The 20651-nt window shown below is 51.1% G+C and carries 17 protein-coding genes; 5 read left to right on the forward strand and 12 right to left on the reverse strand.

Annotation, left to right across the window (positions count from 1 at the left end):
• Positions 1-59: 59 nt before the first annotated feature.
• From odhB to H581_RS0122960, 4 genes are all read right to left on the reverse strand, one after another.
• Positions 60-1274: a 2-oxoglutarate dehydrogenase complex dihydrolipoyllysine-residue succinyltransferase gene (gene odhB / locus H581_RS0122940; RefSeq protein WP_028612049.1), complete on the reverse strand. Its 1215-nt coding sequence runs from the start codon at positions 1272-1274 to the stop codon at positions 60-62.
• 6 nt (positions 1275-1280) lie between these two features.
• A complete protein-coding gene (locus tag H581_RS0122945) occupies positions 1281-4187 on the reverse strand; it encodes a 2-oxoglutarate dehydrogenase E1 component (protein WP_028612050.1) in 2907 nt (968 codons plus the stop codon).
• A 308-nt stretch (positions 4188-4495) separates the two neighbouring features.
• Positions 4496-5464, reverse strand: coding sequence for an acetylxylan esterase (locus tag H581_RS0122955; protein ID WP_028612051.1), 969 nt, complete (start codon positions 5462-5464; stop codon positions 4496-4498).
• Between the two features lie 78 nt (positions 5465-5542).
• A complete protein-coding gene (locus H581_RS0122960) occupies positions 5543-7054 on the reverse strand; it encodes a leucyl aminopeptidase (protein WP_028612052.1) in 1512 nt (503 codons plus the stop codon).
• A gap of 302 nt (positions 7055-7356) precedes the next feature.
• Between H581_RS0122960 and H581_RS0122965 the strand changes: the two genes are divergently transcribed.
• A complete protein-coding gene (locus H581_RS0122965) occupies positions 7357-7575 on the forward strand; it encodes a YczF family membrane protein (protein ID WP_028612053.1) in 219 nt (72 codons plus the stop codon).
• Positions 7576-7591: 16 nt separating this feature from the next.
• Here H581_RS0122965 and H581_RS0122970 read toward each other — a convergent pair whose 3' ends face one another.
• From H581_RS0122970 to H581_RS35120, 3 genes are read right to left on the reverse strand one after another with little or no spacing between them, the layout of a single operon-like run.
• Positions 7592-8689: a GerAB/ArcD/ProY family transporter gene (locus tag H581_RS0122970; RefSeq protein ID WP_028612054.1), complete on the reverse strand. Its 1098-nt coding sequence runs from the start codon at positions 8687-8689 to the stop codon at positions 7592-7594.
• Between the two features lie 27 nt (positions 8690-8716).
• Positions 8717-9919 carry a Ger(x)C family spore germination protein gene (locus tag H581_RS0122975; protein WP_051251247.1) on the reverse strand — a complete coding sequence of 401 codons (1203 nt, stop codon included), beginning with the start codon at positions 9917-9919 and terminating at the stop codon, positions 8717-8719.
• Positions 9909-11546 carry a spore germination protein gene (locus H581_RS35120; protein ID WP_051251249.1) on the reverse strand — a complete coding sequence of 546 codons (1638 nt, stop codon included), beginning with the start codon at positions 11544-11546 and terminating at the stop codon, positions 9909-9911. The genes H581_RS0122975 and H581_RS35120 overlap by 11 nt, the downstream gene beginning before the upstream one ends.
• Before the next feature lie 253 nt (positions 11547-11799).
• Between H581_RS35120 and H581_RS0122985 the strand changes: the two genes are divergently transcribed.
• Entirely contained in the window at positions 11800-12933 is a 1134-nt protein-coding gene (locus tag H581_RS0122985) for a serine hydrolase domain-containing protein (RefSeq protein ID WP_028612056.1), read from the forward strand.
• 220 nt (positions 12934-13153) lie between these two features.
• On the opposite strand, the gene H581_RS0122990 is transcribed toward H581_RS0122985, so the two are convergent.
• The gene (locus tag H581_RS0122990) at positions 13154-14083 is read right to left on the reverse strand and encodes a phosphotransferase family protein (RefSeq protein WP_028612057.1); all 930 of its coding nucleotides are present in this window, start codon (positions 14081-14083) and stop codon (positions 13154-13156) included.
• Between the two features lie 202 nt (positions 14084-14285).
• Complete coding sequence (locus H581_RS0122995; RefSeq protein WP_028612058.1) at positions 14286-15647, reverse strand: aminotransferase-like domain-containing protein; 1362 nt, start codon at positions 15645-15647, stop codon at positions 14286-14288.
• A 200-nt stretch (positions 15648-15847) separates the two neighbouring features.
• Between H581_RS0122995 and H581_RS0123000 the strand changes: the two genes are divergently transcribed.
• On the forward strand, positions 15848-16483 hold the full coding sequence (locus H581_RS0123000) for a nitroreductase family protein (RefSeq protein ID WP_028612059.1): 636 nt from the start codon (positions 15848-15850) through the stop codon (positions 16481-16483).
• Positions 16484-16597: 114 nt separating this feature from the next.
• On the opposite strand, the gene H581_RS0123005 is transcribed toward H581_RS0123000, so the two are convergent.
• Positions 16598-17605, reverse strand: coding sequence for a hypothetical protein (locus tag H581_RS0123005; protein WP_028612060.1), 1008 nt, complete (start codon positions 17603-17605; stop codon positions 16598-16600).
• A gap of 8 nt (positions 17606-17613) precedes the next feature.
• A complete protein-coding gene (locus tag H581_RS35125) occupies positions 17614-18453 on the reverse strand; it encodes an RNA polymerase sigma factor (protein WP_051251251.1) in 840 nt (279 codons plus the stop codon).
• Between the two features lie 417 nt (positions 18454-18870).
• Between H581_RS35125 and H581_RS0123015 the strand changes: the two genes are divergently transcribed.
• Positions 18871-19434: an NAD(P)H-dependent oxidoreductase gene (locus tag H581_RS0123015; RefSeq protein ID WP_028612061.1), complete on the forward strand. Its 564-nt coding sequence runs from the start codon at positions 18871-18873 to the stop codon at positions 19432-19434.
• Positions 19435-19439: 5 nt separating this feature from the next.
• Here H581_RS0123015 and H581_RS0123020 read toward each other — a convergent pair whose 3' ends face one another.
• Positions 19440-19799, reverse strand: a complete 360-nt coding sequence (locus tag H581_RS0123020) for a winged helix-turn-helix transcriptional regulator (protein ID WP_028612062.1) — start codon at positions 19797-19799, stop codon at positions 19440-19442.
• A gap of 261 nt (positions 19800-20060) precedes the next feature.
• On the opposite strand from H581_RS0123020, the gene H581_RS0123025 reads away from it, so the two are divergent.
• A complete protein-coding gene (locus H581_RS0123025) occupies positions 20061-20636 on the forward strand; it encodes a DUF421 domain-containing protein (protein ID WP_084134735.1) in 576 nt (191 codons plus the stop codon).
• Positions 20637-20651 lie beyond the last annotated feature (15 nt).

Raw genomic sequence — 20651 nt, forward strand, 5'->3', positions numbered from 1 at the left:
AGAACGACTGCCCCTTCATTCAAATACTCGAAGGAAGAGGCAGTTCAATCTGTTAGGAGTTAGCCTTGCAGCAGAAGTTGTTCCGGATCCTCGAGCATTTCTTTAATCGTTACAAGGAAGCGGACCGCTTCACTGCCGTCTACGATGCGGTGATCGTAGGACAAGGCGATGTACATCATCGGGCGGTTCTCCATACGCTCATTGTCGATGGCTACCGGACGCAGCTGGATTTTGTGCATGCCGAGAATGCCGACCTGAGGCGTATTCAGAATTGGCGTCGACAGCAAGGAGCCGAATACGCCGCCGTTTGTAATCGTGAAGCTGCCGCCTTGAAGATCGCCGATCGACAGGGTATTCGCTCTCGCTTTGGTTGCAAGGTCAACGATATTTTTCTCAATCTCGGCGAAGCTGAGACGATCGGCGTCCCGAACGACCGGAACGACCAGGCCTTCCTTCGCGGATACGGCAATGCCGATGTCAAAGAATTTTTTCATGACGATTTCTTCGCCGTCGATTTCCGCATTGAGCAGCGGGAATGCTTTCAAAGCTCCGACTACCGCTTTCGTGAAGAACGACATAAAGCCGAGGTTCACGTCGTTCTTCTCGAAGAACGACTGCTTGCGGCGTTTGCGCAGATCAAGGATCGCCGTCATGTCGACTTCGTTGAACGTCGTCAGCATCGCTGCCGTACGCTGCGCCTCTACGAGACGATTCGCAATCGTCACGCGGCGGCGGGACATCCGCTTGCGTTCCGTCGGCTTCGCGCCGTTCGCGGCGGCCGCAGGTCCGGCTTGGTTAAGCGGAGCCGAGGATACGGGCGTCGCCACGGCCGGAGCCAGTGCTTGTCCCGCTGCCTGCGTCAGGTCAATGCCTTGCTCGCGGGCACGCTTGCGTGCGGCAGGCGAAGCATTGATCGCAGCAGACGCTGCGGTCGCTGTTACTACAGGAGCAGCTGCAGGAGCAGCCGGAGCCGCGGCTGGCGCTGCTGCGGCCGGCGCAGGTGCGGACGGCGCTGCGGGAGCAGGCGCTCCGCCCGCTGCCGCTTCGCCGATCGAACCGATCGCTTCGCCGACAAGCACAACCTCGCCGTCTTGCTTCGCAATGCGGGAGATAACGCCGCTGTTGTCCGCGCTAATCTCAATGTTTACTTTATCCGTTTCAAGCTCCAGAAGAACATCTCCCTGATTGACGGAGTCGCCTTCCTTCACAAACCATTTCGTAATCGTGCCCTCTGAGATGGACTCGCCTAATTCCGGTACGATAATTTCAGCCATTCGTCACTACCCCCTGGTCAAAGTTGTTTCAACCGGCTTGCCGTTCAAAGCCGTCGAAATAATCCATTTTTGTTCCGCCGCATGCACCTCTTGGTGGCCGCTTGCCGTACTCGAACGATCGGGTCTGCCAATATAGCTTACCGTCGCCTTCTTCGGCGCCAGCGCGCGCAGGCGAGGCTCCATGAAGAACCATGAACCCATGTTCTTCGGCTCTTCCTGCACCCACACGATTTCTTCCAGCTTATCGAATTGCTTCACGATCCGTTCGATCTCGGCATGTGCGAACGGATAAAGCTGTTCGACTCTCGCTACGCGAAGCCAATCGTATTCTTCCGGATTAGCGGAGGCGAGCGCCTCATCAATATCTACCGCAACCTTGCCGGTGCACAGAAGCAGGCGTTTCACTTTATCCTTCTTCTCCTTCGGCTCTGTCAGACTGAATTGCGGCAGCACAGGCTTGAAGGAGCCTTCGCTGAAATCAACGCCGTGCGAAGCAACGCGCGGATTGCGGATTAAGCTCTTCGGCGCCATAAGAACGAGCGGACGAGCATGCTCCGTGCCCAGGATCGACGCTTGCTTCCGAAGCAAGTGGAAATACTGCGCGGATGTCGTCAAGTTGGCTACCGTCCAGTTGTTGTCGGCCGACAGCTGCAGGAAACGCTCCAGTCTCGCGCTTGAATGCTCCGGCCCTTGTCCTTCGTAGCCGTGCGGCAGCAGGATGACGATGCCGGACTTTTGCGACCATTTCGCGCGGCCTGCCGAAATGAATTGGTCGAAAATCACTTGCGCGACGTTAGCGAAGTCGCCATACTGCGCTTCCCAAATGACGAAGGTTTCCGGCGCAAATACGTTGTAGCCATATTCAAAGCCAAGCACGGCTGTCTCCGACAGCGGGCTGTTATGAACCGCAAAGGACGCTTTTGCTTGCGGCAGCATGTGCAGCGGCGAGAACTTAGCCGCATTGGCGTAATCGTTCAACATAATGTGGCGATGCGCGAAGGTGCCCCGCTCGGAATCCTGACCGCTTAGACGGATCGGCGTGCCATCCGCCAGTATCGTTGCGAACGCAAGCGTCTCCGCATGCGCCCAATCCACCTTCTCGCCGTCATTCAACGCCGATGCCCGGCGCTGCAAGATGCGCTGCAGCTTCGTGTATTCGGTAAAGCCCTCCGGACGGTTAAGAAGCTCAAGGTTAATTTCGCGGAGCGTCTCCAGCGGAACAGCGGTGCGGGCCTCTTCCATTTCCGGTACGATCGAGGCATGGTCGCCCAGGACCTGCTTCTCGCCTTCCTTCGACTTCATCGCGTCGTAAGCAGCCTGCAGCTTGCCGTTCGTGCGCTGGCGAAGTTCCTCGATCTGCTCTTCCGTTACGGCTCTCTCGCCCTTCAGCTGCTCGGAGTAGAGCGCGCTGACCGTAGGGTGATTGCGAACCTTCGAGTACATCAACGGCTGCGTTACATCCGGATCGTCCATTTCGTTATGCCCGAAGCGGCGGTAACCGATCAGATCGATAACGAAGCCTTTATTGAAACGGAGCCGGTATTCGCAAGCGAGACGAACAGCTGCCAGACAAGCTTCGGGCTCATCCGCATTGACGTGCACGATCGGAATATCGAAGCCTTTGGCAAGGTCGCTCGCATAATTGGTCGAACGGGAATCCTCGCTGTTTGTCGTAAAGCCAAGCCGGTTGTTTGCGATAATATGAAGCGTTCCGCCATTACGGTAGCCTTTCAGCTTATTGAAGTTGAGCGTCTCCGCCACAATTCCTTCACCGATAAATGCGGCATCGCCGTGAATGCAAATCGTAACGGCTTTCGCCAAATCCTGTACCGGCATGCCCGGCTTGCTGCGGTCTTCCTGCGCAGCGCGCGTGAAGCCTTCGACGACCGGATTAACGAATTCAAGGTGGCTCGGGTTGTTCGCCAGCATAAGCTGCGCGCGCACGGTCTCGCCATCCTTCACGGCGCGGTCGGCGCCAAGATGGTATTTGACGTCGCCTGTCCAGCCGTAGTTGATGCCCATCGAACCTTCCGACGGAATCAGCTCCTTGTTCGGAGCGTGGTGGAACTCGGAGAAAATCTTCTCATACGGCTTGCCAAGCACATGCGTCAGCACGTTCAAACGGCCGCGATGCGCCATACCCATCAGAATGTGGCTCGCTCCGTCATGCGCGACGGATCGAACGATTTCATCCAATACGGGAACGAGCATATCCACGCCTTCTATGGAGAAGCGCTTCTGGCCGACGAAGGTGCGATGAAGGAAGTTCTCGAAGAATTCGACCTCCATCAGCCGCTCAAGCAGCGCGGACCTTTCTCTTGCCGACAACGGCGCAGGGAATGAACCCGATTCCGCTTGCTTATGCAGCCAATTACGCTCGTTCTCATCATGGATATGCGTGAACTCGTAGGCTGCGGAACGCGTGTAAATTTCCCGCAGTCTCGTGATGGCATCCCAGCCGTTGATGACCGAGGCCGGCGCGTTATCCCAAATAAGCGATGCAGGGATCGAAGCCAGGTCGGCTTGCGTAAGCCCGAACGTTTCCGGCTCGAGCAGCTTCGTGTCGGAACGCTGGCTTAGGCCAAGTGGATCTATATCCGCAGCTAAATGGCCGTATCTGCGAATGTTCAGCATCAGCTGATGCGCAGCCACGACCTTCTTCAACATATTTGAATCGATGGGACCCGGCGAAGCGGCAGCTGCCTGCCGCGAATCGGATTTAGCCGATGGGGCCGGTACTGCGCCCATCGCTGCCGCAGGAGGTGCTCCAAATTGGATAAACAGCTCGCGGAGCGACGTCTCGACCGAATCCGGATCACTCAAAAAACGTTCGTATTGCTCCTGCACATACCCTAGATTGGGGCCGTAGTAGCTTTGCCAAGGCGAATGATTACGCTCAACATGGATGCTCATTGCAGAAAATTCCACCCTCTCTATTCATTGCCATCCTATTATTTTCAAAGGCGAACCTTACCATACATGCCCGCCGACTTCCTTTTCCGCATCATGCATGCTCTTCCGCTTGCCGCTCGCTGAGAAATATAAAAAATAATAATAAATAATCGAATAAATTCTTATAGCAATAAGCAAAAAGAAGAAGCACAGCAGCTGCGGCAATGACACAGTTCTGTAACTTCTTTTTATTTTAGTATAGATATCGATTGCCTTCCATAATCATCTTGGCATTGATTTCATCCATTTCGAGCATAGATTCACCTTTGTTACACCCTGTCGAACGTCTCCTGCAAAAATTCGTATGCCTTCGTCCGTTGATACTCGCTGACTTCATGCCCGGAATACGGGAAATCGTTGATCTGTTTCTTGGAGCGAATCCGATTGTAGACGGCATACACGGTTTCGGGCAGGCAGACGGTGTCCTTCCAGCCGACGGACATGAGAACGGGAACCGTAATGCGGTCCGCCAGATTCAGCATATCAAAGTGTGCGATTGTCTCCATCACCGCCGCCAGCCGATCCGGGTAACGTTTAATATATGCCGCGATCTCCGTCAGCGAGCTTGTGGAATGGAGAACGCCGTGATCCATATGGCACATATTCGGTATGTCGGCAACAACCGCGCTGACCTTCGGATTCAGAGCCGCGGCAAGCAGCGACAGCCCGCCGCCCTGACTTGCGCCAACCGTCGCGATTCGAGATGCGTCAATCTCAAGCTGATCTGCAGCGGCGTCGACAGCCCTGACGACATCCATCGTAATTGCAAAATAATAACTGTTCTCGATATCGGTTATGCCTCGAGAAACCCAGCCCTTCACCGAACCTGCGGCTTCGGTAAGCAAGCTTCCGGTTTCGCCGCCTTGGCCGCGCGCATCGACGGCAAGCACCGCATATCCGAGCAGCAGCCAGCCGGCATATCCTTCAGGCCGTCCTTTGTCCCCCGTATAGCCGGGAAACGTAACGATGCAGGGCTTCTTCTCCGCCGTCTCATGTAACGGAATGAGCAGCCAGCAATGAATGGGCGTGCCGTCGTACCCAAGATAGGTGAGCCTCTCCGCGCGCACGGACTTGAACAGCGTTTGCACGGGCTCCCTTCTTACTTCAAGCGGCTTTCGTTCATTCCGCTCCAGCACCCCGTTCCAAAATCGGTCCAGCTTCTCTTGTTCAATCGTTGCGGACGGATTGCACGTTAATAATTCATTTCTTCTTTTCTCAGTGGCATACACCGTGTCCATTCCTCATTTCATCGCGGTAAAATTCCCACTTTCTTCTGCAACGAGGGCGAGGATTCCTGCTTTGTCCACTCGCTCTTCTTACTCGCGTTGAACAATCAATTCAACCAGGGTACGCACCATGACGCCGGTCGCGCCCTTCGGCTCCCATCCCCTGCTCATATCCAGCCACGCGGTTCCGCCGATATCCAGGTGTACCCATGGCAGCCCTTCGGCAAAATGACCGATAAACAGCCCGCCGGTAATCGCACCGGCATAACGCCCGCCGCTGTTCTTCAAGTCAGCCGCATTGCTTCTAAGCTGCTTCTTATATTCCGGGTAAGCCGGCAGCTGCCAGATGCGCTCTCCCGCGCTGTCGGCGGCGGCTTGTACTTGCTTGAACAGCTCCTCGTTATTCGTGACTGCGCCCGTCGCTTCTATGCCGAGCGCGGCCATCACATTTCCGGTCAGCGTAGCGACATCCACCAGCTTCGTCGCTCCCCTTGTGATCGCCGTCGTCAGTCCGTCCGCAAGTACGAGCCTGCCTTCCGCATCGGTATTGACGACCTCTACCGTATGCCCGCTCATCATCCGGAGCACGTCGCCGGGCTTAAAGGCCCGGTCGGAAGGCATATTCTCGGCGGCAGGTATGACCGCGATTACATTCATAGCGGGCTTCAACTCTGCGATGACGCGAATTGCGCCCAGCACTGCCGCCGCTCCGCCCATATCCGAAATCATTTCCTGCATGCCTTCCGCCCGCTTCAGCGAAATTCCTCCCGTATCGAACGTAACGCCCTTGCCGATCAGTCCCCATGCCTGCTCGCTGTTCTCATCTCCCCTATAATGGATCACAATCATTCGCGGCGGGTTGATGCTGCCCTGCCCCACCCCCAGCAGTCCGCCCATCTGCTGCTCAGCGGCGCTCCACTCGTCAATCACTTCAATCTCCAGATCGTGCTCGCGAGCCAGCTCCTCGGCAAGAAAGGCGAGCCGTTCCGGGGTAAGCTCATTGCCCGGCAGGTTAGTCAAGTCCCTCGCGTAGCCTACGCCTTCCGCATGCAGCTTGCCTCTTGCCATTCCGCGCTCCCATAAGGCCGCATCGGCAGCAGAGCCTGCCGTCCGATACGGCACAAAAGCCACCTCCTTCAGCATAAATCGTTCGGACTGCTCCCGCTTAAGCGGATGGCGGGTATGCAGGGCGAGCAGCAGCCCTTCCATTAGCGCGCTCGCGGCGAACGCGGTTCCAAGCGAAGCGGCTGTCTCCCGGAGCCGGTCAGACAGGAGCACCTGAACGGAATCGGCGCGTAATTTCTTCAACGCTTTCGCAGCCGACGCAGCAGCCAGCCGCAGCCCGGTTGCTCCGCGATCCGCCTCATATCCCGCGAAAATAATGTGCGCAGCCGGATACAGGCCTAAGGTCGATATGATCTCCGTCTGCTCCGCTTCCGCCTTGAACAGCCCTTTGGCGTACAAAACACGAAGAGCCTCATCCATTGGAGGCTGGATGATCGGTTCAGCCGCTTTCAGCTCCGATTTGCAGACAAACCGGATGACTGCGTCAGCTGCCGCTGAATCGGCGCTTCTTGCTCCGTATGAAATTTGAACGTTCATCGATTAAGGTCCTCGCTTTCAATGGGAAGCTTCTTCATATAAATCTACTCTCCCCAAGCGAAGAATATTAACCCGTTAGCCAAACTCGTTAGACAGACGCGCTATGACATCGCTGCGATTTTTACGAAGTCAGTAAGCGTATCGATACGGTATTAAAGCCGCGAAGCGGTGAGAAAAGATAACGTTAACTCAACGAATCGGGCTGAATGAAATCAATTGGCAAAAATCATAATAATGAAAGAGTCCCACTTTGAATTTCTCCGCCAAAACAATAGGCGTGATACATTGGAGGCAGCAACGATATGCGAATATTCATCATATCTCTCATGCTTTTTATGCTTAGTATTTGCTTCGTCATCACCATGGATCTGTTCTTCCTGAACATTTCTTTGCAGGAATCCTTCGATAATCTATTCGTCCCTTTCCGATCCATGATGAACGAAGAAGTCATAATCATTTCACTTATTCTCCTATACACGGCAACCAAACCGATTGTTATTCATTATATGAAGAAAAAGTAACTGCCAAGAAGCCTCCTCATGGACGGGATCCAAACCATTTGCGAACTCCTGCCGCCGCCAACAGGAAGATGGGTATGAGCACTCCAAACCATAAAAATACGGTAACCAATAAAACATCCCCTTCTTCGATTTGCTCTATAAAACTGCTGGAAATCATCATCGATACAAATAAAATAATGATCCCGATGGGAAGAACGAGCTGTCGATAGTCCTTGATTCGAAATAAGTCTGCAGCAGCCAATACCGCGGCATAAAAAAAGATAGCGACCTTAAAAAAATCGCCGACAATCAACGTAAGTACGACAAATACGTCAAGCCGTTGAATAATTTCCCCTATATTAATTAAACGAATCGTGGACAATAGAGGGAATGTCGACCGGCCCGCGATATCAATCCCAAGCACGGCAATATTCAAGGCAGTGGAGAAGGAAAGAAGCAAGCCGCTGGTCAAAACAGCGGCAAACCCCGCGCGTATTCCCTTTTCCCGGTTATTTAAGTAAGGAAGCAGCATGGCAAAACAAATCACTTCTTCGTGAGGGAACTCGATCGTTTGTTTTAATGTGGTTTGAATCACGGGGCCCAGGCCATTTCCCATAACCGGAAGCAGTCGGCTAATATCGATGACTCCGGCAAAAAGTAAGAGGAAGATGCTTAAAAATCCCAATATAGCTATCGTCATTATAAAAATTTGGGCCGTTCTTGCCACAACCTCAATTCCTTTATTCAGGACGTAGACGATCGACAGGACCATCACTGCATTGACGACGATAATAGGCGTTTGTTCCATAACCGAACTAATCAGCAAATCGCCTCCCTCGCGCAAATCTCTTGCTCCTCCATGGATGAAAAAAAGAATATATAATAAACCCAAAGGCCATCCTAGCCCTTTACCCAAAATGGCTCTTATGTAACCGGTGAGCGGAAGCTCCGGATACAAACGATAGAGTGAAACGTAAATCCAGAAAATGGCCAAACCTCCCGCCGTGCCCAGCAGAATGGCCAGCCAAGCGTCTTTTCCCGCCGACATCGCCATAACGCGCAGGATTGCGGTTCCCATATCGAACAACAGGATTAATATAAATAATTGTCCCGGACTGATTTTCGCTTTTTCCACCCTAACCACCGCCCATTTCCGCAAACATTATTTCTTTTCTTCGTACAAATATGGTTTCGATACCATGCCCGTACGCCGAATGGTCGACTCCACTTTCACCTCCACCCTGCATGTAGCGAAAATTCGATCCCATTCCTTCTCCATCTTCTTCCAAGCTTTCGGATTTGCCCGTTCAACAGCTGCGCCAAAACCGAGCACATCTGTTTTTAGCTTTTGAGCTGTTTGGACGGCAGCCATCACGTTACGCTCTGTTTCTTCGTTCCACTGCTGTTCCAGTTTCCGAATTTCCGCCGATTTGCCAACATCAACAGGACACAACGCTTCTCCTAAAATACCGATTTCCTTAATATGAATTCGAATGAGCGGTTGTTCTCCCTTAACCTCTGACTTGATTTTTGAGTTTGACCGGATAATATCAATGGAAATTGCATCTTTTTTCGTTTCGCAGTCGAGATTGACGATCGTGCTTTTCATTTTATTATTAATCCATGAAACTCCCCGAGCCTTATCCCCCTTCACCCAACCTACTAATTTTCCCTTTTTAAAGAGGGCCATGCCGCTCGTATACAGATCCGTTGGGGGCTCGGTCTGCTCAACATTCGAAATCTTCTCTCCTGCTTCGCCCTTTCCGACGAGCTTTATCCCGCTGATTACGGGACCTCCTCCTTTGATCATAAGCCCGCGAATAACATCGTCCATCTCCGTTTCATAGCTTTCCGCCAAAACTCTTCCCGTAATTTTTAATTTTCCGAGAATGGCGTTAGCCGGAATGGCCTCGACCGCCGTAACGGTCTTCAGGATCGTGGCAGCGTCGGAATTTCTTGCGATAAATACTCTCGTCGTCAAACGCGGTTCAGGATCCCGTTCCATAAGTTCAAATACCTCTTCGATCCCTTTTCTCGCCAACGCTTCCCCGATGACAAAAACACGCATATGCTGAGTGTTAATCCTCCGGGGTACTTTTTGCGAGGTTTTCCGGACTGCTTCTAACAGAGTCTTGCCCTTACCGGAGTAAACATTAACCGGTATTCGTCCGGTTGCTTTAATGCCGGCAATATCCCGGGCATTTACAACCTGGAACGAGATGTTATATTCATCCCGACCCTGAACCTTGTCGACTCCCATGGCTATGGCTATCGCGAGCTCATTCATTTCACGGTAATTCCAGCAGCCTGTAAGAGGCAATAGGCAAACCATCATTAACGCAAGGAAACCTTTTTTAAGTGTCATGCTTTACCCCTTCCGAAGTTTGATCGTTTTGATCGGATGAAGGGACCCCGTCCTTCTGATTAGAGATTTCTTGCCTTCCGCCGGTTAAACCCGGGCGCGTCGCCGGTGTTTTGTAGGGCGCCCGCAATACGGCATCCTTTTGATGCTTAAAGCCAAAAGGCGCGAACGGGGAGAGGTACGGAATCCCGAATGACCGCAAGCTGGTCAGGTGAGCGACAAGCAGAATCGTACACATAAAAATCCCGTAAAAACCGAAGGTGGAGGCCGCAATCATCATGGGGAACCGAATTAACCGGGCTGAAGTAGTGAGCGTAAAGCCAGGCATTGTAAAACTGGCAATTCCCGTAAATGAAACGACGATTACCATCATCGCGGTTACGATACCGGCTTCGACCGCTGCTTGTCCAAGTACGATCGCGCCGACAGTGGAGACCGCTTGACCGACGGCACGAGGCATTCGGGTACCGGCTTCCCGCATGAGTTCAAAAGCAGCCTCCATGAGAAAAGCTTCAAAAAAGACGGGGAAAGGAACCCCTTCGCGCTGAGCTAATAAATTAATCGCCAGAGGCGTCGGAATCATCTCGTGATGGTGAGTGGTAACTGCGATGTACATGGACGGCAGCAGCATCACCACGAAAAAACCAAAGTAACGGATGAGCCGCATGAATACGGTAAATTCAACCCGCTGATAGTAATCTTCCGCTGCTTTAAAAAATTGCGAAAAGGTAGTCGGCAATATCAGGGTGTTCGGCGTACCGTCCACCAGCACCGCGATCCGTCCTTCAAGCAAATTGCCGGCTACGACATCCGGCCGCTCCGTATTGTAGACTAAAGGGAACGGCGTGAACGTTTGATCCTGAATCAAATCCTCGACGTAGCCCGATTCCAGGATGGCGTCGATTCGAATATCCTTCAAGCGCCGTCTCACTTCTTCAACAAGCCGATCTTCCGCTATTCCCTTAAGATACATAATGGAGACGTCGGTCTGCGTTATATCCCCGATTCTCATCGATTCCATCCAAAGATTCGGGCTCTTCAGCCTTCGGCGGATGAGAGATATATTAGTACCGATCGTTTCGTTAAAGCTATCCTTCGGGCCTCGAATGTTAACCTCGGTTTCGGGCTCCGTAACGGGTCTCCGTTCTCCGCCTCGAAGATTTCCGATGATGCAGCCCTCGCAGTTATCGACAAAAACGGCAATGTCTCCCGATAATAGGGCATGCATCATCACATTCCAGTTATTCAGATATTTAGCATCGCCAACGGTTAGCGCTCTGTTCAGGATGACGTCAAAAATACGCTGAGGATCGCTCGACATTGAGGACTCATTCTCATTCTCTTTCTCATTCTGTTTGAACAATAATGAATGAGCGACAAAATCATTGACTTTCTCTATGTCAGTAAGGCCTTCCATGTAGATGACCGCAACCCGTTGATGCGGGCGGATATCCATCCGAAACGTGCGGATGATAACATCCGGACTATTTCCAAGCTCCTGCTTGATACGTTCCACCGTACGATTGAGATCTTGCTCAAGTGGCTGATCATCCTCATGAAATCCCAATTCATGGACGATTTCTTTTTTCTTACGCTTCTTTATCGCTCGAACGAACGGTTTGAAGAACATGGAAGAGGCCCCTTTTTTTATAAAACATACTATTCATCATTATTCGTCATTTGGCTAACTGCTATTCAAAAGGGCTATTATGGCAACGCTTGCCGTTAGACGGGATAGAAATAAAAAAAGCAGCAGCAGCTATAGACTCGAAAAGTCTTAGGCTGCCGCTGCACGAATTTAAAAAGCTGTTGCTTTGAACGACGTCGCTGCACAATAATAGAGGAGAACTTGTTAGACTACTCTACATAAAGGGTGAGGAAACGTGGACTTCAAACCGCTATCCAAATTTATCGACCGCATCACCTCCTGGCGCATTCCATGGGCGGAGGTGCTTGTCATGTACCGCAACGAAACGGTTTTCCGTTACCGTAACGGCTACGCCAATCTGGAAGAGAAGACCCCGATCGACGACCGACGGATCATTAATATCTACTCGATGACAAAGATCATGACGTGCACTGCGGCACTTCAACTCGTAGAGAAAGGCGAGATTCAGCTGAACGATCCGCTGTCGGCGTATCTGCCGGAATACGCCGAAATGAACGTACAGAAGACTTTGCCGGACGGCGAGATCGCAATGGAACGGGCGAAGAGATCGATTACGGTGCGCGATCTGTTCGCCATGACGGCCGGCTTTTCCTATGACCTCGAGGCGCCTTCCATTCAGGAAGTCGTGGAACGCACGAATGGCAGAGTGCCGACCCGCGAATTTGCGGCGGCGCTCGCGAAGGAGCCGCTGCTATTCGAGCCGGGTTCAAGATGGAACTATAGCCTGTGCCATGACATTCTCGCCGCTCTCGTCGAGGTCGTGGACGGAAGGCGATTCGGCGCTTATGTGCAGGATGAAATTACCGGACCGCTCGGCATGCGCGACACGGGCTTCGATCTCTCGGAGGAACAGCGAAGCCGGCTGGCTCCGCAGTACGAATATATCGACGCATTGGGCAAGCCCGTACGCAAAGACGGGAACGGTTTCCGGATCGGCACGGAATTCGAGAGCGGCGGGGCAGGGTTGCTGTCGACCGTGAGCGATTACATTCTGTTTTTAAACGCGCTAACCCATCGAGGAACAAGCGCGGACGGCGTGCGCATTCTGTCGCCGGCGACGGTGGACCTGATGCGAACGGACCAACTGGCCGGGAGCCTGCGCGACGATTTCTCCTGGGTGCAGCTTGCCGGTTATGGCTATGGACTGGGCGTCAGAACCCATATCTCCAAAGCCGATAGCGGCTCGTTAAGCCCACTCGGCGAATTCGGCTGGAGCGGCGCTGCCGGATGCCTGGCGATCATCGATCCGGATTCGCAGCTGACCGTCATGTATGCGCAGCATTTGCTGAATAACCAGGAGCCCTACGTGTTTCCGCGATTGAAAAATATCGTGTACGCCTGCCTGTAATACGGCAGACGAACATGTGTGTGGAACGGCAGTCCAGACATGATATATGTCCGGACCGCCGTTCTCTTTGATCATGTACGATTTCCAGCATAACTTCAATAAACCAAAAGAGGAGCCTCTCGATAGCAAGCTCCTCCTCTCCCGTATCCTTCTTGAGCACCCTAACGCATCGCCTGCTCATCGATGTTTGTCCCGAGGAAAACCTGTAGATTTTAACCCTTTATTCCATAAACCTCAAAGCAAGCCGGGAATGGTGATCGGCTAGACCTTTGGCGAATTGCTTGTCTGGGAATCCTCTATGAAGCAACTTCAACCCGCCTGATGTTAATGAGATATGGTGATGAAATCGATAAAATAACATCCTGTTAGGATCGAGAGCATCGTTCTTTAAATATCGGTAATAATCCCCGAACCGCATTTCTAAAAAACTGTGTTCATGCTCAATATCAAAAAACATAGCCCCTTCGATATCGATCAATAACGGTTCAAGTTTGTTGTTAACCAAAACATGATCAGGACCCAGCTCCCCATGTATAAATCCATATTGGGCTCTAGGTAAGATTCTTGATTCAAGTTTATACAAAATATCGAGTAATCTATCTTGATTTTCCCTGATGCGGTTCATATATTGGGAGGCATAAGCCAACTGCGTTATGGCATTGTTCATCTGTAATTGATGACACTTTTCCGTATTGGACGCCTTGAGGTTCAGTTTCCCGTAAGCGTCGCTAACATCGGCATGCATGCCGGTCAGCATATCGCCAATTCGCTGAAACAGTTGATCTCGAACACGTGAATTGGAGTCGTGAAAATAAGCTTCCGCTTTTTGTCCAGCCACATATTCAACGAGTGCATAATCGAACGGGTAACGGTTTCTCTCCGTATTTAGATCGTATAGCGTCGGAGTTCCGATTCCTTGTTGCGTTAAATATTCATTATTTAGCTTGAATAAGTCAGCGCCGTAGGATCGTTCAATTATATCTTCGTTTTTCCGTACTTCTTCTTGAAAAAAATTAACAGCAAGATCCCACACATACAACACGCAGCAAAATCCATTGGTGCAGTCGACCTTGTAAACTGCCTTTTGCGCGCCGCCATGCATTTTCGAGACATTCTCAATGAAATAACCGGTACCAAAAACCTTCCTCAAATCATCTTGCAAATCAGCATGATCGAGATGGCAATTTATGTCCAACGAGCAACACTCCAAATTTTATATTTTTGCCGGCAACCCAACTGTATCTAAAATTAAAAGAAAAGTATAGACTGTTTCTTCCCGCTCTGTTATGATGTTGAATAAGGTCTCGAAAAAAATAGCCGTACAAAAAGCCTTTGGATTTTTTCCAAAGGCTTTATTTTTTGAAGGTATTCTGCCGCTTGACTTCCCGATGCACTTCATCGATGATCTCCCAAACCCCATCCTCGATTTGCTCCGGCTGCGCTCGCGAGATGCTGATCCGCAGAAACTTCTCCCGTTCCAAATAATCCGATAAATAAAACCGCTTGCCGGAGACGACATTGATGTTCTTCGACGCAAGCCGCTCGATCAGCCGTTCAAGATTGACCGTTTGCGGCAGCTTGAACTGCACGAACACACCGGTGCGGATATCCGATATTTCGAGCAGTCCTGCATCGTTATGCAGCCGCACCGCCTCGTTCAAAGCGCGAATCCGCGCTGCGTATTGGCTGTATATGTTGCGTTTGTGCCGCTCGTACATGCCGTTTTTGATATACACTTCGAGTGCCGCCTGGGAAAGGAGCGAGGTGTCCGCGTATCTTTTGCGCTCACAGAACGCCTTCAGCAGCTTTTCCGGCAAAACGGCGGCTCCGAGCCTGAGTCCCGGGAAAATGATTTTCGAGAAGCTTTTCAAATAAACGACATGCGACGTACCGTTATAGGCGTAAATGGGATCGAGGCCCGGTTCTTCGCCCAAATCGGCCATGTAATCGTCCTCTACGATATATACGTCATACTTGCTCGCCAAACGGGCGATCGTTTTCCTCTCCTCCGCGCTGTACGAGGTGCCGAGGGGATTGTGGTACCTTGGCATGGTGTAGAAGAACTTGATTCCGCCTTGTCTGAATTTCTCCTCCAATTCCCGCAAATCAATGCCTGCCTTTGTACGGGCGATTCCGCATACCGGAATGCCCTCCGCTTCAAGAAACCGCAAATAAATATCATAGCTCGGCTGTTCGACCAGGATGACCGGATTCCCGTTCGGAAAGGGCATTCTCGCCAATATTTCGAGCGCAGGCGAGACACCTGACATAACGATGATTTGTTCCGCTTTGGCAAACACTTGATCTCCGGCCAAATGGGAAACAAGCGTATGACGAAGCGACTCCATTCCTTTCGAATCGCCGCAGGTGAACAGGTCGTATTTGTAAGTGTCTACCGCTTTGTTCAAGCAGTGCTGGAAATCCAAATACGGAAAAACGCCCGGATCCGCCATCGCAGAGGCGAAATCGGTCGTCTTGCTCTCCGGGACGTCCAGCCGGTTCCCCGGCTTCTCCACCACGTAGAAGCCGCTTTGAGCAATCGAGTAAATGGCGTGGCGTTTCGTAAGTTCCGAGTATGCCCGTGTAATCGTGCTGACGCTGCAGCCGTACTGCTTCGCGGCGTCGCGGACGGAAGGCAGCTTTTGACCCGAAACGAATTGCCCTTCATTCATTTTTTGCTCCATATCGGAGAGAATATCCAAATACTTTTTCATTCCGCTCCCCTCGCTTTCCTATAACCATTATATTAGACTCGGTCAACTGTATCGATACACTTTGGAAAAAATGCTATTGTTCCAAACCGCAGATCGGCCTAACATGTCAAGTAACGGATTCAAGTTCGCGAACAGGATCCAACTTTTCAGGAGGTGCAAGAGTCCGTTCAGATAATTCATTTAAAGGAGTCGATTTGGATATGTCATCCGCTGCGCATACCGATTTTATCACCCTATTCCGTGAACGTCATTCCGTCAGACATTTTGATGAGTCGCACAAACTCAGCGAACAAGAAATCAAGGAGCTTCTGACAATTGCGGGCAGCGCCCCGTCGTCTTGGAATCTTCAGCATTGGAAGTTCGTCGCCATTACCGAGGCGGCAGCCAAGGAAAAGCTGCTTCCTGTCGCGAACGGCCAAAAACAAGTCATCGACGCTTCCGTTACCGTCGCGATACTCGGGGACCTGCAGGCCAATCGGAATGCAGAAGCGGTGTACAGACCCGCCGTCCAGGCCGGACTTGAAGATACTTACGCAGGCTATTCTTCCTATCAGGCCATGATCGCTCAAATCGAAGGCGCATCTTCCTCCTATCGGCGCGACGAAGCGATCCGCAACGCATCGCTGGCCGCCATGCAGCTTATGCTCGCCGCGAAAGCGAAAGGTCTTGACTCGGGCCCGATGGTCGGCTTCGACGCCGAAGCTTTCGTCAAGGCGTTCCATGTCCCGCCGCGTTATGTTCCGGTCCTGCTCGTAGCCATTGGCAAGGCGGCCAGGCCTGCCCGGCCTACCTCCCGCTTCCCGGTAGAACAGACGATCATCTGGAACGGGTTTTAGACCCGTTTCCGCCAAGCAAAGAACAACCGCCGTAAAGCACGGCGGTTGTTCCTTGTTAACTGTCATGTTCCGTTAGCAAATCGAAGCTGCCGATAATTGTGATCATGGCTCCTATTATTCGATAACCTCGCTTGCCGGCGGCTGCTCTAAGATCTCCAGCATGCGTTCGAGCAGCGTGATACCGGACGTCTCCGCGGCTTTAGCTTCCCCGAGCAGCGTCAGAGCGCGCCCGGCTTGAGCGTCGCTGTTCGGTTCGCCGCCATGCGGGAAGGGAAACATATCGCGCATTTCGCCAAGCCGTTCGGCTACGGCGGCGTACTGCTCCGACGCTTCCAAAGCGAGGGTGCGGAGCCGGTCGTCCTGCGGGGATGACCCTTCCCAGTTCTGCGAAAGCTCAAGTAGGAACTGGGCCGCAAACTCTCGCGTGTCCCACACTTTGCCGGTGTTGACGCCGTTTCCGAAAGGATCGACAGTCCGTTTCGTGAACGCTTCGATCCAAGCGTCGTATGCGGCCAGGCCATTACGATGGCTAGCGTGCTCGCTCTCGAAACTTTGCCGGTATGCATGTTTGACTGCAAGCTTTAGCGCTCCCTTCAGCATGCTGCGCTTATCGACAGGGTAGGAGCCGGTGATCGTCAACACATACATTTCCGTTACTTCGCCCCGGCCAAGCTTCTCATATGGAAGATCGCCGTCCTTCCTTACGTCGCGGCAGCGAAGCACTTTGTTCTCGTCGTCATAGCCATAAATAACGCCCCACTCAGGGATAAACAGATCCCAGCTAAGCGCGGGAACACCTTTGTCAAGGCTCGTCTGAATGTAACCAAGCGCTTCCTCCAACTCTTCCGAAGTAGGCGGGATATGGTTCGGTTTGCCCGCGGTCTGCACCGCAAAGCCGAGATTTTGCAGCTGCTCCGCATGATGAAGCGGCCAATCGAAAGCGGAGTAGCTGCCTACTTCGACCGCTTCCCGGTCAATAATGATGCGAAACGCATGGGCAGTGTAGCCCATAACGTCAACCACCGACATGCCTGCTTTGTCCGTGTACTGAATCATGCTGTGGATCGCGCTCGTATCCGTATTCTTGCTCCATGTAAAATCGTCCCTTGTTCTTTTCCCCATGCGATCTCTCAATCCTTCCATACTGGTTTGAATAAAGGCGGGGCAAGCAGCTTTTTGGCCGGTTTGCCCATTTTCTTGCGATGCTTCACATACATGCTGATGTGGGCGCGAATGAGCTCCTGCTGCATTTTGCCGCGCGCCCGGGAGATACTGTTATACACGTTTGCAACCGCGGTGTTCAATAGAATGGCGATATCCTTCGGCGGAAGCTGCTCAAAGAAATAGGCTTCGAAAATCCGCTTCTCCCTGGGGCTTAAACAGTGCAGCAGGCTGCGGATGCCGTTAATCAATTCTTTGCGCAATAGAGCGGCGGATGGATCATGCGCCTGCCTCGCGGATTCTAACGCCGAGCGGCTTAGCCGGAAGAGGACGCGGTCGATGTCATGCCAATCGTCGGCGCCGATATTCGGGGAAGCGGCGCCTTCCAGGCAGGTGAACGGCCGTTCCTTCCCATGCGGACCGCCCCGGCGTATCTTCATGTAGGCCTCGTTGCGAATGATTTTCGCCAGCCAAGGCGAGAAGCGTGCAGTGTCAATCAGCGTTCCAAGATGGAGAAACGCGCGAACAAGGGCATCTTGGACGACATCTTCGGCCAGATGGTGGTCCTTCGTAAGCGAACGCGCGATCCCGAACGCTTTGGCGCGGTGCCGGCGTACCAACTCGCCGAATGCGTCAGGATCCCCGGTCCTCGCTTTCTCGACCAATTCTTTCTCGCTCGCCGGCTCCGGACACCCGCCCCCATCAGGGGCGGGCTCGCCGCGGAAGCCGGATATAGACGTCTCTTTCGCCCGATTGTCAGCTGATAGCTTAATATAAGCTTCCTGCATCCCGTTATTTGCAGCCTGCAATCCACTCGCTCCTTCCGCGTCCATAACCTATGGATGCCATTCGCTCATATTTTCTATCGCAGAATGAAAAAAAATTTTTAAGAGGCTTGTCTCGCCTTTCGCAGAACATAAACATTACCTATATAAGTTGAACGATTGATTTACATCAGCTGTTATCGCTGCGAGAGCAAATCATTCTTACGGTCGCTGTTCCAGCCAAATGGTCTGTATAGGTAAACCTGTTAGATAACCATTTGGACTGCAAAAAGCGACCATTTCGTTTCTCCAGAACGATTGGCTCTCTCTAATGAACATGGAAGCTCGGGATGACACTCACCTTTAGGAAAGTACCTGAACTAAAAGTGCATACTTACATAATTGCCGTGTAAACTCTATACTCAAAAAAGAAATGAAATCATACTTTAGGAGGACAAAGTTTTGAAAACTCTTGTTATCGTAACACACCCAAGCATAGATAGATCCGTCATAAATAAGCGGTGGGTAGAAGAGCTCAACAAATATCCGGAAAAGTATACGGTACACGAATTGCATAAGGTGTATCCCGACGGAAACATGGATGCGGAAAAAGAACGGCGATTAATTGAATCGCATAGTAATCTTGTATTACAGTTCCCTATTTATTGGTTTAATTGTCCGCCCCTTCTAAAAAAATGGCTTGACGATGTTTTTGCCTACGGTTGGGCTTATGGTTCAAATGGAGGCGATAAATTAAAGAATCGCAAAGCTGCTTTAGCCGTATCTGCCGGAATTAAAAAAGAAGACTACCGGGAGGAGGGAAGATATCGCTATACGCTTGAACATTTATTATCTCCTTTTGAAACGACCTTCCTATACTGCAATGCAGATTATCGTTCGTTTTTTGCGTTTTACGGCACAGAAAATGAGCCTGGAGAAAATACGCCTGATACAGAAATTGAGCCGTCTGTAAGCGAATTGGAAAAAAGCGCACAAGATTATTTGAATTTTATTGACAATCTGTAATAGGCCTACCGGTGTACAGCCTCAAGAGCCGACGGACTGTTTTTCTCCCCCCACTCGCACATCATGGTTAATAATGGAATGAGCGAAAGACCGCGGTCAGTTAATGAATATTCAACTTTTGGAGGTATTTGGGGAAATTCCTTGCGCATGATAAGGCCATCTGCCTCCAACTCTTTTAACATGATGCTTAGAGTTTTATAGGGAATGGTTCCGATACTTCTCTTCAGCTCATTAAACCGTATAACCTTATTTTCAGACAGCCAATACATGATAATCATTTTATATTTACCGCCTATTAAGGACAACGTATATCCAAAGCCGGTGTCTTTTAGTTCCACGCCGGTCGGAACACAGGTTTCACGCACAAAATACCACTCCTTCAGCTAAATATATGCTATAAATATGCACACTATACAATTGAACATTATGCAGTCTTATCTCGTCAGCATTTGGACGATAACTTTGATTATGCAACCGACTAGATGCCTCCAGACATCTCTCGATGAGCGCAGAAGGATTAAACCGGCGGTTCAACCCTTCTGCTGTTGCCTTCCTTCGCGCTATGAATAAATCTAGACAAAGGTACCCATCCTAATTCTGGATTCTTATTTTTAGGGGGCAACGCAATGGATATAGCTTGGATTTGGAAATCAGCCTTATTGGTCGTTGCCGGAATGATACTTCTCCGTATTGCCGGCAGAAAATCAATTTCTCAGATGAGCATAGCTACTACTGTAATCATGATCTCGATTGGTACAACCATTGTTCAACCGATTGCCAACAATCAACTTTGGAAAGCCATAGGCTCCGCTGCGATCTTTATTGCTTCACTGCTAATCATTGAATATTTGCAATTGAAATTTGATTGGCTGGAGTATCTCTTGAGCGGCCGTTCTAAAATCATCATCGAAAATGGTCAAATCAATTCCAATAATTTACGCTCCATTCGAATGACAGTCGATCAGTTAGAAATGCGGCTGCGGCAAAATGGAATTTCTAATATAAGCGATGTCAAATTCGCTACACTCGAACCCAATGGTCAAGTCGGGTACGAGTTAATGCGGCATGCCAAACCTGTAACGATTGGGGAATTGGAGCGTATTCTTAATTTAAAATCCGGAGCGGCAATGGAACAAAGCAGTTTATTCCTAGAAACAAAAATAAACCACCATACAACCCCAATCGATCCCGAATTGCAGTAACGAAGAACGGGGTTC

Origin of the sequence: Paenibacillus harenae DSM 16969 (genome assembly GCF_000422465.1) — a bacterium.
GTDB lineage: Bacteria > Bacillota > Bacilli > Paenibacillales > Paenibacillaceae > Pristimantibacillus > Pristimantibacillus harenae.

What these genes read in the sequence shown, in the direction of transcription:
- odhB (WP_028612049.1), bottom strand. Translation starts at nt 1,274, where the DNA reads ATGGCTGAAATTATCGTACCGGAATTAGGCGAGTCCATCTCAGAGGGC.
- H581_RS0122945 (WP_028612050.1), bottom strand. Translation starts at nt 4,187, where the DNA reads ATGAGCATCCATGTTGAGCGTAATCATTCGCCTTGGCAAAGCTACTAC.
- H581_RS0122955 (WP_028612051.1), bottom strand. Translation starts at nt 5,464, where the DNA reads ATGGACACGGTGTATGCCACTGAGAAAAGAAGAAATGAATTATTAACG.
- H581_RS0122960 (WP_028612052.1), bottom strand. Translation starts at nt 7,054, where the DNA reads ATGAACGTTCAAATTTCATACGGAGCAAGAAGCGCCGATTCAGCGGCA.
- H581_RS0122965 (WP_028612053.1), top strand. Translation starts at nt 7,357, where the DNA reads ATGCGAATATTCATCATATCTCTCATGCTTTTTATGCTTAGTATTTGC.
- H581_RS0122975 (WP_051251247.1), bottom strand. Translation starts at nt 9,919, where the DNA reads ATGACACTTAAAAAAGGTTTCCTTGCGTTAATGATGGTTTGCCTATTG.
- H581_RS35120 (WP_051251249.1), bottom strand. Translation starts at nt 11,546, where the DNA reads ATGTTCTTCAAACCGTTCGTTCGAGCGATAAAGAAGCGTAAGAAAAAA.
- H581_RS0122995 (WP_028612058.1), bottom strand. Translation starts at nt 15,647, where the DNA reads ATGAAAAAGTATTTGGATATTCTCTCCGATATGGAGCAAAAAATGAAT.
- H581_RS0123000 (WP_028612059.1), top strand. Translation starts at nt 15,848, where the DNA reads ATGTCATCCGCTGCGCATACCGATTTTATCACCCTATTCCGTGAACGT.
- H581_RS0123005 (WP_028612060.1), bottom strand. Translation starts at nt 17,605, where the DNA reads ATGGGGAAAAGAACAAGGGACGATTTTACATGGAGCAAGAATACGGAT.
- H581_RS0123025 (WP_084134735.1), top strand. Translation starts at nt 20,061, where the DNA reads ATGGATATAGCTTGGATTTGGAAATCAGCCTTATTGGTCGTTGCCGGA.